This is a genomic window from Paractinoplanes polyasparticus, from assembly GCF_019710575.1.
Lineage (GTDB): Bacteria > Actinomycetota > Actinomycetes > Mycobacteriales > Micromonosporaceae > Actinoplanes > Actinoplanes polyasparticus.
Window position 1 is genome coordinate 115,066 of the sequence record NZ_JAHWFK010000025.1, and the last position, 15,111, is coordinate 130,176.

Here is a 15,111-nt window from a genome sequence, read left to right on the forward strand (position 1 = left end):
GCTCGCGTTGGGGATCGGATCCCGGTCAGCCGCCGAGCGCGGCCAGGGCCTTCTGGACCTTCGGGACGTACGCCTGGGTCTCCCGGAACGGCGGGATGCCGCCGTACCTGTGCACCGCGCCGCCGCCCGCGTTGTACGCGGCCAGCGCCAGCGGCAGGGACTTGAACTCGCGCAGGTTGCGGGCCAGCAGCTTGGCGCCGCCGTTGATCGCCTGCTCGGGGTCGAAGGAGTTCTTGACGCCCAGGCCGCGGGCGGTGGACGGCATGAGCTGCATGAGGCCCTGCGCGCCGGCCTTGCTGACCGCCTGGGGGTCATATCCGGACTCGACCTTGGCCACCGCGGCGAGCAGCTTGGGCGAGACGCCGTAGCGGTTGCCGGCCTTGACGAACAGATCACCGTAGGGAACACCGCTCAGCGAGCCCGTGCCCTGCAGGCTGGCCGGGCGCATTGCCGCGGCAGCGTTCGACCCGGCCACGGCGGAGTAGTCGGAGACGACACGGCGGATGTGCGTCGGCTTCTCGTACACACTTTGGATCTTGACCTGGTCGCCCGGCTTGGGCGCCGCGATCATCTTGTTGTTGCCGAGGTAGATGGCGACGTGGTCGACGGGGGAGTCGAAGGCCAGGATGTCGCCCGGCTTGGCCTGGGCCAGGTTGGCCACCGGCTCGCCCGCCTTGGCCTGCTGGTGGGACAGCCGCGGCAGCTTGATACCCAGGTCCGAGTACGCGCGCTGGACCAGCGACGAGCAGTCGAGGCCCCGGTCGGGGTCGGTGCTGCCGAAGACGTACGGGGTGCCGAGGTACTTCTTGGCCGCGTCGGCCACGTCCTGGCCGGTAGCCTGACTGTTCAGCCGCATCGCCGTACCGGCCCGGCCGGTGGCGCTGGCCAGCGCCGACGCGAAGGTCGAGCCGCCGGCCGCGGTGGTGCCGGTGGCGGTGGCGCCGGTCGTGCCCGGGGCCGGGTTGACCGGTGTGAGTCCGAGGTGCCCCTGAAGCTCCTGGATGCGGTTGAGCACCCCGGAAACACCCATCATTCGGCGGCTCCCCGCGCCTCGTTGCGGGCCTTGCTGGTCATCGCGAGCTCGTCCAGGTTGGCCTGGTCCTTGCGCAGGTCGTTGGCGCGCACCATCTCGGCGTGCCGCTCGGCCATCATCTCGACCGCGCGGCGGCGCTTGGCCGCGTCGGCCAGCACGGCCATCCGGTCGCGCTCGACCTCCTCGGCCTCGGTGACCATCTTCTGGGCGCTCATCAGCGCGCCGGCCAGCGACTGGCGGGCGACCAGCGAGGCCACCATGGCCCGGGCCGTGGCCTCGGTCGGGGCCTCCGCGCCGACCAGGTCGAGCTGCTTGCGGCGGACGAGGGCCTGGGCCTCCCGGACGTCCGCGCGGGACTGGATCACGGCGCCCTTGGCCGCATCCTCCTGGGCCTTGCGGGCGCGAAGCACGGGCGAGAGTCGAAAAAACCGGTTCAACGTTCTGCCTCCTAGCGCGGCGAGCCTCGTCTACCCGGTCGGCCGGACAACCAGATCGCTGAGTTGCTGCACCCGAACAGCAACTGTGTCTAATGGCTCCGCTTCGCTCCGCGGGCGATCGCCTCTTCAGCTGGTGAGCGGGCACGCGATTTTCCGCCGTCCGCAAAACCCGCGGACGTCGAAAAACCGAGTGCCCGCTCACCAGCCGGCGATCGCGGGTAGCTCACCGGCGGGGATCGTGTGGCTAGGCCGCGGCTACCAGGGCGTGTAGTTGGGCCCAGGCTTCTTCGGCGGTTACGCGTTCGTCGAGGCCCTGGCGCAGGAAAGCGTTGACGTGGGGCCAGACGGCGGTGGCCCGGTCGGCGTCCGGGTTGGTGCCGGCGACGTACGCGCCGATCTCGACCAGCTCGCGCACCTCGCGGTGGGCGGCCATCAGGCGGCGCAGTTCGGTGGCGTCGGATCGCTGCTGCGGGGTGGTGATCTTGTTGGCGACCCGGGAGATCGAGTCGAGCGCCTGGATGCTCGGGAAGTGGCCGGCCGTGGCCAGCTTGCGGTCGAGCACGATGTGGCCGTCGAGGATCGAGCGGGCCGCGTCGGCGATCGGCTCGTTGTGGTCGTCGCCCTCGACCAGCACGGTGTAGAGGCCGGTGATGCTGCCCCGCGCGCCCGGCCCGGCCCGTTCCAGCAGCGAGGCCAGCATCGCGAAGACCGACGGCGGATAACCCCGGGTGGCCGGCGGCTCGCCGACCGAGAGCCCGACCTCACGCTGAGCCATCGCCGCACGTGTGACGCTGTCCATCATCAGCAGCACGTCGGCGCCCTCGTCGCGGTAGTACTCGGCGATCCGGGTGGCGACCGCACCCGCCCGCAGGCGCACCAGCGGCGGCGTGTCCGAGGTGGCGATCACCACCACGGAGCGCGCCAGCCCCTCCGGGCCCAGGTCGTGCTCGATGAACTCGCGCACCTCGCGGCCGCGCTCACCGACCAGCGCGACGACGTTCAGCTCGGCCGAGGTGCCCCGGGTGATCATGGACATCAGGGTCGACTTGCCGACGCCGGAGCCGGCGAAGATGCCGATGCGCTGCCCGCGTCCGCACGGCACGAGCGTGTCCAGCACCCGGACGCCGAGCGGCATCGGCTTGTCGACCAGCTGGCGTTCCATCGCCGACGGGGGCGCGGCGTCGATGCTGACCAGGTGCCCCTGCAGCGGTGGGCCGCCGTCCATCGGCCGGCCCAGCCCGTCCAGGATGCGTCCCTGCAGGTCGGGGCCGACCGCGACCCGCAGCGGGCCGCCGGTGCTGACCACCGGGGTGCCCGCGCCCAGTCCGGCGATCGGTCCCAGCGGCAGGCAGGACAGCTTGTCGCCGTCGATCGCGGCCACCTCGGCGAAGATCGCGTCCGGGCCGTCGCCCATCTGCACCAGGTCGCCGACCCGTGCGTCGACCCCGCTGACCGTCACCCGCAGGCCGACCGCGCCGGTCACCTTGCCCCGGGTGAGCGGGCGGGCTGCCTCGAGCGCCGCCGACATGCGGTGGCGGAACACGTCCGTCATATTGCGCCCCTTTCGATACAGGCCGCTACAGCAGCCGCAGCGCCTCGCGGGCGCGGGCCGTGGCGGCGGCGATGGTGGCGTCCACCGTCGCCATGCCGGTCTCCGCGACTGCGTCGCCGGGGCGCAGCGCACCGTCCGGGCGCAGGCGCACCCGGCGTCCCTCGTACTCGAAATCCGTCTCGCCGGCCTCGCCGACCAGCGTGTGGTAGTCGTCCGGGTGCAGGCTGACGACCAGCGAGCCCGCTTCGGGGGTGGCCGCCATGGCCCGGCGCAGCGCGGCCACCGTACGGCCCTGCGGGTCGTCCAGGCTGCGGCCGACGATCGCTTCGGCCAGCTCGAAGGCGTGGGCCAGCAGCACCTCCTGCAGCTCGGCGAAGGTCGGCATGAGCTGGTTCTCGTGCTCGGTGACGGCCCGGCCGAGCGCGTTGACGGCCTGCGCCAGCGCGGTCGCCCGGCGCTGTTCGTGGGCCTGCTCGGCCGCGGCCGCCCGGGCCTGCGCGTTCTGTGCCGCGGCGGCCGCCTCGCGCTGGCCCTGGGCCCAGCCCTCGGCGTAGCCGGCGGTGCGGGCCTGCTGCCGGGCCCGGTCGAGCGAGTCGCCGTCGGTCGGCCGGCCGGTACGCAGGTCGGTCCCGAATCGGGCGGCCGCAGCCGACTCGGCGACCGTGCCCCGCAACACGGGGCTGGTGCTCTCAGGCGATGAGCTCATCGGCCTCGCCACCGCGCTGGACCTCGATCTGGCCGGAGTCCTCGAGCGATCGGATCACCGAGACGATCTTGGCCTGGGCCTCCTCGACCATCTTGACCTTGACCGGGCCGAGCAGGTCGATCTCCTCGAGCAGGTTCTCGCGGCCGCGCTCGGAGAGGTTCTTGGTGACCTTGTCGCGGACGGTGTCGGGCACGCCCTTGAGCGCGGTGGCCAGATCGGCCGGCTCCACCTGTCGGAGCACCAGCTGGATGGCGCGGTCCTCGAGGTTGATGATGTCCTCGAACATGAACATCCGGCGCCGGATCTCCTCGGCCAGCTCGGGGCTGCGGGCGTCCAGCGCCTCCAGGATGAGCCGCTCGGTGGTGCGGTCGGCGCGGTTGATGATCTCGACCAGCGGCTGGAGGCCGCCGACGGTGGAGAGCTCGTCCGGCTGGAGCACGGTCGAGAGTTTGCGCTGGAGCGCCTGCTCGACCTGGCGGATCACGTCGGGGGAGGTCCGGTCCATGACCGCGATGCGGTGCGCGACGTCGGTCTGCACCTCGATCGGGAGGCCGGCCAGGATCGACGAGGCGAGCGCCGAGGGGATGTGCGCCAGCACCAGGGCAATCGTCTGCGGGTGCTCGTACTGCACGTACGAGAGCAGCTGCCGAGGGTCGGCGTGGCTGAGGAAGTTGAACGGGATGTCGTTCATCGAGGCTTCGAGCCGGTCCAGGATCAGCGCCGCCCGGTCCTTGCCCAGCGAGGCCTCGAGCAGCTCGCGGGCGTAGTCCATGCCGCCTGAGCCCGCATAGCGGGTCGTGGCCATGGCGTAGAACTCGTCCATCACGTCGTCGACCTGGGTCGGCTCCAGCTTGCCGAGCCGGGCGATCTCAGCCGAGATCATCTCGACTTCCTTCTCCGACATCTGCGACATGATCTGGGCGGACTGTTCCTTGCCGAACTGGACGAGCATGATGGCGGCCTTGCGCACGCCCGTCATCGACATGGTGGTGAGCGCCGGTGTGGTCAACGCGTACTCCTCGGACCGTCAGCAGGAAATCAGCCAGCGGCGACCGGCTCCAGCCGGTCGCCGCCGAAAAGGGTCAGCGCGTCGTGTCGGCGGCCAGCCAGCCGCGCAGAAGCACCGCCATCTCGTCAGGTTGATCCTTGACCATCTGCTCGATCTCCCGCTGGCGTTCCTCGCGAGCCTGCACGTTCGTGTTGTCCATGGCCATCCCGGCCTCCAACATCTGAGCGGGAATGGCCTGGTTGAGCTCGGCCAGCCGCTGGGCCTCGAGAGCGGCCTGCATGTCCTCGAGGTGCTTGCGCTCCTCGGCGGTCAGGCCCCGCCGCTTCTTGCTCTTCCGGCTGAACCGCCAGGCCACGAACATCAGCAGCAGCACGAGCGCACCGAGCGCCCCCGTCTTGATCAGCGACATCTGCTTGGCCTGGGTGGCGGCGGCGGACGACGCGCTCAGCGCCTCCTGAGCCGCCTTGGCGGCGCTCTGGTCGAACGGCATGGCCGAGACCGCGATCGTGTCGCCGCGGGTGGCGTCGATGCCGGCTGCGGCCGAGACGAGCTGCTGCACCTGGGCCGGGTCGATGGTGCCGGCCACGTTGCTGTTCAGCAGGACGGCCACGTTGAGCTTCTTGATGCCGCCCGGAGCGTTCTTCCGGGTCTCGTTGATCTCATTGAGCGCGTTGTTGCGGACGCTCGAGCTGTTCTCGTACTGGCCCGGCCCGTTGCTGCCGGCGGGACCGGCGATGTTGTCGGGGCCGAGCACACCACCGGCGTTGCTCCCCGAGGCGTTGTAGGCCTCACGGTTGTTCTGCTCGGAGAGGGCGGGCACCGACGGGTCCGCGTTGTAGGTGCGGCTCTGCGTGGTGGCCTGGTCGAAGTCGAGCGTGGCGCTGGTCTGCACCACCGCGTTGCCGGGCCCGACCAGACTCTCGACGATCTTCTGCAGCGACGAGTTCATGCGGTTCTGGAAGGCGACCGTCTGCGCTTCCGTCCCGCTGTCCCCACCGGTCCCGATGGCCGCGCCGCCACCGGTCGACAGGATCTTGCCGTCGGCGCCGGCCACGGTGATCTCGGTGGGGTCGAGGCCTTCGACGCTGGAGGCCACCAGGTGCACGATGGCCTGCACCTGATCGCCGCTCAGGGGCTGGGTGGAGTTCGAGGCCACCAGCACCGAGGCGGTCGGCTTGTCCTGCTCGTCGGCGAAGACGTCCTTCTTGGGGATCACGAGGTGCACGGTGGCCGCCTCGACACCCTCGATGGACTTGATGGTGTTGGAGAGCTCGCCCTCGAGCGCTCGCTGGTAGTTCGTCTGCTGCATGAAGTCGCTGGTGGTGATGCCCTGCTGGTCGAGCAGCGAGTAGCCGGTGCCGGCGTCGCCGGGCAGTCCCTCGCCGCTCAGCGACAGGCGCAAGTCGTTCACCTGGTCCTGCGGCACGAGCACGGTCTGGCCGTCGTTGGCCAGCTCGTAGCTCGTGCCGGTCTTCTTCAGCGACTCGACGATCGCACTGGCGTCCTTGGACGACAGATTGTTGAACAGGATGGAGTAGGACGGCTTGGAGGCCCAGGTGGCGAAGAAGTAGGCGCCGATGACGAGGGCTACCACCGCCGCGATCGTGACGGCCTTCTGTCCCGGTGTGAAGGACCGGAACGTGTCCGTGACGCGGCGGACCGGAGCGGGAAGGCGGTCGGTCATCTCAGGCCTGCATCCTCATGATTTCCTGGAAAGCTTCCACGGCCTTGTTGCGCACGGCGAGGGTGAGCTGCAGGCCGAGCTGAGCTTCGTTGGCCGCCATCGTGTACTGCGCCGGGTCCTGAAGCGTGCCTTGGGCGACCTGGACGGCCAGGTCACTGGCCTTGGCCTGCGACGCCGAGACGCTCTCGAGGCCGCGCGAGAGCATGCTGGCGAAGCTCTCGTGCTCGCCCTGGGCCGCGGTGACCTTCTCGGAACCGGGCAGGGGGGCGGCGCCGCCGATGCCGCTGACCGCCTCGAGTCCGGAGACCGGTGAGAAACCGCTGATGGGGCTGATCGGGGAAGTCATCGCCTACCTCACTTTCCGAGGTTGATCGCGGCGGTGTAGGAGTCCTTGGCCCGGTCCACGACCGCCAGGTTCGCCTGGTAGGCGCGCTGGGCCATCATCATCTGGGACATCTGCGAGCTCAGGTCGATGTCCGCCTTGCGCACGTAGCCCTGGCTGTCGGCGAGCGGGTTGTCCGGCTCGTGCACGAGGACACCCTCGGCGCTGCCGAACGCCACTCCGCCGACCTGGGCGCCGTTGCCGTCCTGGGCCTCCTGGGCGAGGACGTACCGGGCCTGGAAGGCCTTCTCGGACGTACGCACGGTGTTGTCCATGTTGGCGATGTTGTCGGAGACGGCGTCGAGCCATTTGCGGTAGACCGTCACACCGGTGCCGGCGACCCCGATCGCGTTGAAAGTGCTCATGCTCAGGCTCCCTTGATCGCGTCGCGCAGCATCGAGTACTTGGTATCCATCGCCCGCAGGGTCAGCTGATAGCGCATCGTGGTGTCGATGTGGGAGAGCGTCTCCTCGTCGAGGTTGACGTTGTTGCCGTTCAGTCGCGTGGGCTCCAGCGACGAACGGGTCTGCGGTGCGACCCCGAGCGGTGACATGCCCTTGGCGACGGCACCGCGCAACGCTTCCTCGAATTCGACCTTACGGGCCCGGTAGCCGGGGGTCTCGATGTTGGCGATGTTGTTGGCGATGGCGCTCTGCCGAGCCGACAGGCCGGCCACCGCGACGCGCAGGGAAGACGATGAGACGTCGTCGAACACAGCAGCTCCTTGTGTCGTTCCAAGGTGCCGATCCGTGGCTTTCCAGTGAGCGTTCCGTCGCTCGTACCATGCAGTTCGGCGCGTTCGGGAATCCGCTGAGTGTCAGACGGTTGCCAGCCGGTTGCACGAAAAGGCCCCGGAACCCCCGCAACGGGATTCCGGGACCTTTTCGATGCCCATTACATGGCCCGGTCGACGTATACGGGCCGTTTGACTGCTTCGCCGGTCTCGATCTTTCTCGTCATCGTCATCTGCTGACGGGTTGCGGTCATCCGCCGCGCGATTTCCTCGGCCGCCTTGAGCTGGCGGGTGAGGATCTCGTCGGCGCGCGGCTTGAGCTCCAGCGGCAGCGCGCCGAGTTCGGTCGGGGCTTTCCACAGGCTGGCCGGCGGCGTCTCGGCGTTCCGGTGCTCGTCGTCGAGCATCGCCTCGATCGTGGCCACGTCGAGCTCCAGCTCGTCGAGGGCCTCGCTCCAGGCGTTGCGCCATTCGCCGCCGCTCATGTCGCTCCCCTGCTCGTCAGTGGGCGACCGCCGAGGCGGCGGCCTCTCGCCAGGCGTCGCGCAGCGGCTCGACGAAGCCGCGGCAGGTCGCCACGCGGTCGGCGTCCTTGGCGACGTTGGCCCCGATCAGCTCGGTGATCAGGTAGCCGTACAGGTTGGCCAGACCGGGCGCGCCCGACCAGGCCTCGACGTCCAGGCTGACCTGGAGCTCGATGAGAATCTCCTGAGCGTGGGAGATCTTCTCGTGCGCGTTCTCGATCTCGCCGGCGCGGATCGCCTCCTCACCCTGCACGAGGTCGAGGACGAGACGGTCGTAGAGCATGGTCAGCAGCTTGGCCGGCGAGGCGGTCTGGATCGAGTCCTGCAGGTAGCGGTTGCGGAGGTTCGGGGCGGTCACGGTCATCGGTCTCCTTGGTCAGGGCCCTGCGATGGCTGGTCGGGGCGGTGGATCAGAGGCCGGAGAGCTGGCCGGCGAGCCAGGTGGACTGGTTCTTCAGCTTGCCCAGAGAGGTCTCCAGGTCGGCGTACTGCTTCTGCAGCGCGGTCCGCTTGGCCGCGAGCCGCAGGTCCCAGCCGCTGATCTGCGTGTTGAGGCCGTCGATCTCGTTCTTGCGGCCGGTGATCACCGCGGTGATGTTGGTCGTCTGATCGCCGGCGTACTTCTCCATCTGGTCGGCGAACTCGATGCCGGCCGCCTGCATCTGGAGCGGGTTCTCGTTGTACGAGTTCGTGAACTTGGTCGAGTCGAACGTCAGCCGGCCGCTGCGGTCGAGTTCCACGCCCAGCTTGGACAGCGAGATGGAGATCTTCTCGAGGTTGGTCTTCGTGGCCGCGTCGGTCGGCTGGTTCTTGTCGTACGACGGGTTCGCGTAGGTCAGGCCGAGGCTGATCTTGCCGAGCATGCTCTGCGAGATGTTGCGCACCGAGAAGTCGCCGGTCAGCGGCGATCCCTTCTTGGTGGCCGCGTCGTAGGCCGTCTGCTTGGCGACCTCGCTCAGCGTGCCGTTGGCCGCGTCCACCAGCGCCTGGATCTTGCTCGCGATGCCGCTGACGTCCTGGTCGGAGGTGACCGTGACGTCGTTCTCGAGCTTCGACACGGTGATCGAGACGCCCGGCATGAGCTTGGCGAACGTGTTCGTGTCGCTGGTGACGGAGTAGCCGCCGTTGGCGGCGTTGGCGTCGCCGCCGCCGATGTCCAGCTGGGCGTTGGCGGCTGTCGCGACGTTCGTCAGCGGCGAGGCGACGCCGTCGAGCCCGCTGTCGATACGGAAGGCCGCGCCGGTGCCCGTCTTGGCCCCGCTGATCTGCAGGATGTCGTTGGCGCCGCCGGTGGTCACCACGGTCGCCTTGATCCCGATGCCGGCCGCGTTGATGGCGGCGGCGACGCCCTTGGCCGACTTGTCGTCGCCCAGCGTGATCGTGTGGGCCTTGTCGCTGGCGCTGCCGTCGAGCGGCCCGGTGGTGATCTGGATGGTGCCGGAGCTGATGTCGCCGGTGGCGGGCACCTTGGCCGTGGTGATCTGGTTCTTGGCCAGGCTCTTGACGTCGAAGACGGTGGTGCCGGAGGCGCCGTTGGTGCCGGTCAAGGCGGTGGCCGTCACAGTGCTGGAGCTGGTGGTCGCTTTGACCGCGCGCCAGGTGCTGAGCTGGCCGAGGCTGTCCGCGGAGTTCTTGAGCGAGGTCAGTGCGGCGTTGACCGACATGTAGGAGGCGATCGCGGTCTGGGCGGTGCTCACCTTCGACTTGAGCCGGTTCTGCGGCGCTGCCTCGACCTGCATCAGGGAGGTGATCATGGAGGAGGTGCTGAGGCCGCTGACGAGTCCGTCTACCGAAGTGCTCACCGGAGCCTGCCTTTCAAAAGAAGCGGGGGCAGCCGCTTTTGACGGCTACCCCCACCTATTCGGTCGCTTGCGAAAGATATTCAGTTGCTGACGGTGGCAGTTCGGTTAGCGCAGCAGCGAGAGAACGTTCTGCGCCGACTGGTTGGCCTGCGACAGCATCGAGGTGCCGGCCTGGGTCAGGATCTGCGACCGGGTGAACGACACCATCTCCTGGGCCATGTCGGTGTCACGGATACGCGACTCCGACGCGGACAGGTTCTCGACGGCCACGTTCAGGTTGTTGATCGTGTGCTCGAAGCGGTTCTGCACAGCACCGAGCGTGGCCCGGCTGTCCGTGACCGACGACAGAGCCTTGTCGATGATCTTGATCGCGGCGTCGGGGTCCTTGGTGAGGTCCAGGGCCGCGGTGCCGAGCGTCTGCGAGTCCACGCCACCGATCGAGATGCCGATCTTCTGGTTGGCGTTCGCGCCGACCTGGAACTTGCCGCTGTTGCCACCGGTCTTGTCCAGCGTGGGCGTGGCCGCCGTGGACGTGAGGTCGATCTTCGCGCCGGCCAGGACGGCGCCCGTGCCGTCGGCGACGGCGAAGTTGCCGGAGCCGGCCATCGAGTAGGTCGTGTTGTTCTGCGCGTCGACCTTGGCCGACATGGTGATCTCGTTGCCCTGGTAGCCGGCCGCCTTGAGGGCCTTCTCGGTGGCGTTGTTGACGGCCTTGGCCAGGTCCTGCGCGGTGGCGTCGGTGGCCAGCGCGTCGACCGACACCGTGATCGGCGTCGTGCCGAGGTCCTGGCCGGTCGGCGTCTTGGTGCCGCCGCCGACCTGGCTGATGGTGAAGGTGAACGGGCTGTTGGCGCCGCCCGGCACGGGAGCCGCCGCGCCGGCGACGGCGTCCAGGGTGTTGGTCGCGGCGTTGGTGAACTTGGTCTTGACGGTGTTGCCGAAGGAGCCGTCGAGCAGGTTCTGCTTGCCGAACGAGGTGCTCTTGCCGATCCGGTCCAGCTCGGCGTTCAGCTGACCCATCTCCTTGTTGGCGGCTTCGGAGGCCGCGGTGTCGGTGGCGCCCGAGTTGGCCGCCTGCACCGAGAGGTCACGCATGCGCTGCAGGATCGCGGTCGTCTCGTTGAGCGCGCCTTCAGCGGTCTGTGCGACGCTGACGCCGTCCTGGGTGTTGCGAACGGCGACCTTGAGCCCGCCGACCTGCGAACGCAGGCCCTCGGAGATGGACAGACCGGCCGCGTCGTCGGCGGCCCGGTTGATGCGGAAACCGCTGGACAACTTCTCCAGCGACTTCGACATCTGGCTGTCGGTGACCGACAGGTTCCGGTAGGCGTTCTGCGCGGCGATGTTCTGGTTGATGCGGAGACCCATGGGGTGCTTCCTCCTTGAGAGGGGTCGGGAACCGGCCCATCCATGGGGCCGTGGCGTTACGCCAGCCGATCGGCGCGGTGCCGACGGTTCACTGAGCAGTCTGCGAGATTTTCGCGCTCATTTCCGGCGAACCCGAAGAAACCCGAGCGCAACTCACATGGACCCGGAATGCACCGGATCGGGGGAAATCCCTCAGCGGAGTCGCACCCGTGCCGACGTGTCCGAATGAGCGGGTTCGTCGAGAGGGCGGGCCCGACCAGAGGCGAGACGGAGGACCAGGGTGAGTCTGACCGACCTGGCCAGCGTCCTGTGGCGTTCACGTGAGCTGCTCGAGATGCTGTTGTTCAAGCTGGAGGAGGAGCAGCTGCTCCTCGCGGCCGGCCGCTCACGCTGGCTCAGCCACGCCACCCGCGAGGTCGAGGTGGTGCTCGAGCAGATCCGGCAGACCGAGGTGATCCGTGCGGCCTACGCTCAGGACGTCGCGGTCGAGCTCGGCCTCGCGCCGGAAGCGTCGCTCGGGGAACTGGCTGACGCCGCTCCCGCGCCCTGGCAGGACCTTCTGCATCAGCACCGCAAGGCGTTCCTGCTGCTGACTTCCGAGATCAGCGCGCTCGCCGACGTCAACCGAGACCTGCTCACAGCCGGTCAACGCGCAGCCCGCGAAACCATGCTCGCGTTCGCCGAAACTGTGGAAACCTACGGACCACAGGGGCAGACCGTTTCCGGCGGCATCCGCCGCTCCAGCCTGGTGGATGAGGCGATCTGAGATGGCTAGCAGCTTCAGTGGAATCAACACGGCGCTCACCTCGCTCTACGCGCAGCGTCGCGGCCTGGACGTCACGGGCCAGAACATCGCCAACGCGAACACCGAGGGCTACACCAAGCAGCGGGTGCGCATGGCGTCGCAGACCGGCAGCCTGAACCCCGGTGTCTACGCGACGACCACGCAGGTCGGCAACGGGGTGACTGTCGCCGGCGTCGAGCGCGGCCGCAACGCGTACCTGGAGGAACGGGGTCGCACCGAGCACGCCAACTCCGCCTACCTGGCTTCTCAGGCGGCGACGTACGACCAGATCGAAAGCGTCCTGGCCGAGCCGAGCGACACCGCGTTGCAGGCCCGTCTGCACGACATGTGGGACGGCTGGAACGACGTCGCCAACAACTGGCAGGACCCGTCGACCCGCTCGTCCCTGCTCGAGAAGAGCCGGACCGTCGCGATCACGCTGAACGACACCCGCGCCTCGCTCGCGAATCAGTTCGGCGCGAACCGCAACGAGATGAGCGCCTTCGTCGACCAGGTCAACACGATGGCCGACAACATCGCGAAGATGAACAACCAGGTCGTCGTGGCCCGGGCGGCCGGGCTCGAGACCAACGAGCTGCAGGACCAGCGGGACGTGGCCGTCATGCGGCTCTCCGAGCTGGTCGGCGCCACCACGGAAGCCAAGACCAACGGTTCCGTCAACGTCTACGTGGGAACGTCGCCGCTCGTCAGCGACTTCTCCACCCGCAAGCTGGAGCTCACCGGACCGCCCAACCTTGATTCCTGGGACGCGAACACCCAGGTGGCGCTCAAGTGGGAGGGCACCGACACGACGGCCAAGGCCGGCGGCACGATGGGCTCGATGCTCGACACGATGAACACCATCATCCCGGGCATCGCCAAGCAGCTCGACGACGTGGCCAAGGCGCTGGCGAACAGCGTCAACAACGTGACGACCACGGCGTACGACGTCAACGGTGATCCGGGCAAGGCCTTCTTCTCCGGCACGACCGCGCGGGACATCAAGGTGGCGATCGAGAATCCCGACGAGGTCGCCTTCTCGGCCGGCAACCCGAAGGGCGACCCGAACGCCATACCACCGGAAGTCGCCGCGATCGACAACGACAAGGCCGACGCGCTGGCTGCTCTCGGCACCTCGCCGGGCGGCCCGGACGTGACGTACCAGCAGATGATCGGTCAGCTCGGGGTGGCCTCGCAGTCCTCGGCCCGGCGCAGCGAGATCCAGGACGCCGTCCGCGATCAGGTCGACACCTCGCGCGAGGCCGAGTCCGGCGTCAACCTCGACGAGGAGATGACCAACCTGCTGACCTATCAGCGTGGTTACGAGGCCGCCTCGCGCGTGCTGACGACGATCGACTCGATGCTCGATCAGCTGATCAACCGCACCGGCCTCGTCGGCCGGTGACCGGGCGACGGCGTAGGGGAATCGCATGACCATTCCGAGCAGGGTCACCGACAGCAGCATGCGGCACCGCATGCTGGGCGACCTCAACCGCAGCATGGCCCGCGGCCAGAAACTGCAGGAGCAGATCTCCAGCGGCAAGCAGCTGAGCCGGCCCTCCGACTCTCCAACCGGGACGGTCACGTCGCTGCAACTGCGCGGCGAGTTGCGTTCCACTCAGCAGTTCGCCCGCAACGCCGACGACGGTCTCGGCTGGCTGGGCACCATTCAGGACAAGCTCGGCGACGCGTCGGGTCAGATCATCCGCGTACGCGATCTGACCGTGCAGGGCCTCAGCTCGGCCAACAACGCGTCGGCCCGGGAGGCCATCGCCGTCGAGATCGACAACATCCGCCAGTCGATGATCGGCGAGGCGAACACCAAGTACCTGGGCCGGCCCATCTTCGGCGGCACGACGCCGGGCGCTGTGGCGTTCGACGACACCGGTAAGTACGTCGGGAACGACGGGCAGACCACCCGCACCGTCGGCCCGAACGCCAAGGTCCGGATCGACATGACCGGTGCCGAGGCGTACGGCAAGGAAGGAAGCGACACTCAGCTCTTCAAGGTGCTGAGCGACATTTCGGCGGCGCTTCGCGGCAATGACGACGCGGCGCTGAACACCGCACTGGGCAACATCGATACGGCCCACGATTTACTAAAGTCCACCCTTTCGGACGTTGGCGCCCGATATAATCGGATTACGCAGATGAAGCAGTCCGCTGATGACCATTTGCTCTCCGTGACGTCGCAGCTGTCCGACATCGAGGATGTGGACCTGCCCAAGGCGATCATGGAATTGCAGATCCAGCAGACGTCTTATCAGGCCGCCCTGGCCGCCTCGGCCAAGGTGATCCAGCCCTCGCTCATCGATTTCCTGAGGTGACCATGACTACTCGCACCGCGTCCCGAACGATTGAGGACACCATGATCGACCCGTCGCTGGGCCTGCCGACCATCACGATGGCGGTGCCCATGCCCGGTTTCCCGGCCCACCGGGAATTCGTTCTGGTGCGGCTCAACGAAGACGGCCTGCTCTACGCGTTCACGTCCACTGAGGACCCCGACCTGCGCTTCCTCGTCGCGCCGCCGGAGCCGTTCTTCCCGGACTACGCGCCCGAGATCGAGGCCGACGTCTTCGCCGCCCTGAACACCAAGGACGCCGACCGGCTCCTGCTGCTGACCGTCATCACGGCCGGCACCAACGAGACCACGGCCAACCTGATGGCGCCGATCGTGGTCGACCGCGACAGCATGCGCGCCATGCAGGTCGTACTCAGCGGGTCGGGCTTCCCCGTCCGCGCGGTCATGAACCCGGTCTACTGACGTCCAGCGGGCGCGGCCGCCGGACGGCGACCGCGCCCGGTTCGCGATGCTGTCCGTCCACGGATGGAGGAGGGCACCGACGATGCTCGTACTGACCCGGCGCTCCGGAGAGAGTGTGATGATCGGCGACACGGTCGTCATCACCGTGCTCGAGGCGCGTGGCGACGTGATCCGGCTGGGCATCCAGGCTCCGCGTGACGTTCAGGTGCATCGCGAGGAGGTGTACCGGGAGCTGCAGGCATCCAACCGAGAGGCCGCTTCGCCCACACAGGACGAGGTGCGGGCGGTCAGCAAGATGCTGCAATCACCGACCACATCGGACTGATAGCT

The 15,111-nt window shown here is 68.4% G+C and carries 18 protein-coding genes; 5 read left to right on the forward strand and 13 right to left on the reverse strand.

Annotated features, from left to right (window positions below; genetic code table 11):
• Nucleotides 1–25 precede the first annotated feature (25 nt).
• From KXC43_RS24470 to KXC43_RS52400, 13 genes are all read right to left on the reverse strand, one after another.
• Nucleotides 26–1,033, reverse strand: coding sequence for a transglycosylase SLT domain-containing protein (locus tag KXC43_RS24470; protein ID WP_221378472.1), 1,008 nt, complete (start codon nucleotides 1,031–1,033; stop codon nucleotides 26–28).
• Nucleotides 1,030–1,443 carry a cell envelope biogenesis protein TolA gene (locus tag KXC43_RS24475; protein WP_251797116.1) on the reverse strand — a complete coding sequence of 138 codons (414 nt, stop codon included), beginning with the start codon at nucleotides 1,441–1,443 and terminating at the stop codon, nucleotides 1,030–1,032. Before KXC43_RS24475 ends, KXC43_RS24470 begins: the two co-directional genes overlap by 4 nt.
• A gap of 271 nt (nucleotides 1,444–1,714) precedes the next feature.
• A complete protein-coding gene (locus tag KXC43_RS24480; RefSeq protein WP_221378474.1) occupies nucleotides 1,715–3,022 on the reverse strand; it encodes a FliI/YscN family ATPase in 1,308 nt (435 codons plus the stop codon).
• A 25-nt stretch (nucleotides 3,023–3,047) separates the two neighbouring features.
• Entirely contained in the window at nucleotides 3,048–3,728 is a 681-nt protein-coding gene (locus tag KXC43_RS24485; RefSeq protein ID WP_255644714.1) for a FliH/SctL family protein, read from the reverse strand.
• A complete protein-coding gene (gene fliG / locus KXC43_RS24490; RefSeq protein WP_221378475.1) occupies nucleotides 3,712–4,737 on the reverse strand; it encodes a flagellar motor switch protein FliG in 1,026 nt (341 codons plus the stop codon). The genes KXC43_RS24485 and fliG overlap by 17 nt, the downstream gene beginning before the upstream one ends.
• Before the next feature lie 73 nt (nucleotides 4,738–4,810).
• The gene (gene fliF / locus KXC43_RS24495) at nucleotides 4,811–6,421 is read right to left on the reverse strand and encodes a flagellar basal-body MS-ring/collar protein FliF (RefSeq protein ID WP_221378476.1); all 1,611 of its coding nucleotides are present in this window, start codon (nucleotides 6,419–6,421) and stop codon (nucleotides 4,811–4,813) included.
• 1 nt (nucleotide 6,422) lies between these two features.
• Complete coding sequence (gene fliE, locus KXC43_RS24500) at nucleotides 6,423–6,767, reverse strand: flagellar hook-basal body complex protein FliE (RefSeq protein ID WP_221378477.1); 345 nt, start codon at nucleotides 6,765–6,767, stop codon at nucleotides 6,423–6,425.
• 8 nt (nucleotides 6,768–6,775) lie between these two features.
• Entirely contained in the window at nucleotides 6,776–7,168 is a 393-nt protein-coding gene (locus KXC43_RS24505; protein ID WP_221378478.1) for a flagellar basal body rod protein FlgC, read from the reverse strand.
• 2 nt (nucleotides 7,169–7,170) lie between these two features.
• Nucleotides 7,171–7,518, reverse strand: coding sequence for a flagellar basal body rod protein FlgB (flgB, locus tag KXC43_RS24510; protein ID WP_221378479.1), 348 nt, complete (start codon nucleotides 7,516–7,518; stop codon nucleotides 7,171–7,173).
• Between the two features lie 179 nt (nucleotides 7,519–7,697).
• Nucleotides 7,698–8,021 (reverse strand): hypothetical protein, encoded by a 324-nt coding sequence (locus tag KXC43_RS24515; RefSeq protein ID WP_221378480.1) that lies wholly within the window; start codon nucleotides 8,019–8,021, stop codon nucleotides 7,698–7,700.
• Between the two features lie 16 nt (nucleotides 8,022–8,037).
• Complete coding sequence (fliS, locus tag KXC43_RS24520; protein ID WP_255644715.1) at nucleotides 8,038–8,424, reverse strand: flagellar export chaperone FliS; 387 nt, start codon at nucleotides 8,422–8,424, stop codon at nucleotides 8,038–8,040.
• Nucleotides 8,425–8,470: 46 nt separating this feature from the next.
• A complete protein-coding gene (fliD, locus tag KXC43_RS24525) occupies nucleotides 8,471–9,862 on the reverse strand; it encodes a flagellar filament capping protein FliD (RefSeq protein WP_221378481.1) in 1,392 nt (463 codons plus the stop codon).
• A 105-nt stretch (nucleotides 9,863–9,967) separates the two neighbouring features.
• The gene (locus KXC43_RS52400) at nucleotides 9,968–11,230 is read right to left on the reverse strand and encodes a flagellin N-terminal helical domain-containing protein (protein ID WP_221378482.1); all 1,263 of its coding nucleotides are present in this window, start codon (nucleotides 11,228–11,230) and stop codon (nucleotides 9,968–9,970) included.
• 280 nt (nucleotides 11,231–11,510) lie between these two features.
• Between KXC43_RS52400 and KXC43_RS24535 the strand changes: the two genes are divergently transcribed.
• The 5 genes from KXC43_RS24535 (at nucleotide 11,511) to csrA (ending at nucleotide 15,106) form a co-directional block, all read left to right on the forward strand.
• Nucleotides 11,511–11,996, forward strand: a complete 486-nt coding sequence (locus KXC43_RS24535) for a flagellar protein FlgN (protein WP_221378483.1) — start codon at nucleotides 11,511–11,513, stop codon at nucleotides 11,994–11,996.
• A gap of 1 nt (nucleotide 11,997) precedes the next feature.
• Nucleotides 11,998–13,419, forward strand: a complete 1,422-nt coding sequence (gene flgK, locus KXC43_RS24540; RefSeq protein WP_221378484.1) for a flagellar hook-associated protein FlgK — start codon at nucleotides 11,998–12,000, stop codon at nucleotides 13,417–13,419.
• Nucleotides 13,420–13,444: 25 nt separating this feature from the next.
• The gene (flgL, locus tag KXC43_RS24545) at nucleotides 13,445–14,341 is read left to right on the forward strand and encodes a flagellar hook-associated protein FlgL (RefSeq protein WP_221378485.1); all 897 of its coding nucleotides are present in this window, start codon (nucleotides 13,445–13,447) and stop codon (nucleotides 14,339–14,341) included.
• A gap of 2 nt (nucleotides 14,342–14,343) precedes the next feature.
• Nucleotides 14,344–14,781: a flagellar assembly protein FliW gene (gene fliW, locus KXC43_RS24550; protein ID WP_221378486.1), complete on the forward strand. Its 438-nt coding sequence runs from the start codon at nucleotides 14,344–14,346 to the stop codon at nucleotides 14,779–14,781.
• Between the two features lie 82 nt (nucleotides 14,782–14,863).
• Nucleotides 14,864–15,106, forward strand: coding sequence for a carbon storage regulator CsrA (gene csrA / locus KXC43_RS24555; RefSeq protein WP_221378487.1), 243 nt, complete (start codon nucleotides 14,864–14,866; stop codon nucleotides 15,104–15,106).
• The last annotated feature ends 5 nt before the right edge of the window (nucleotides 15,107–15,111 follow it).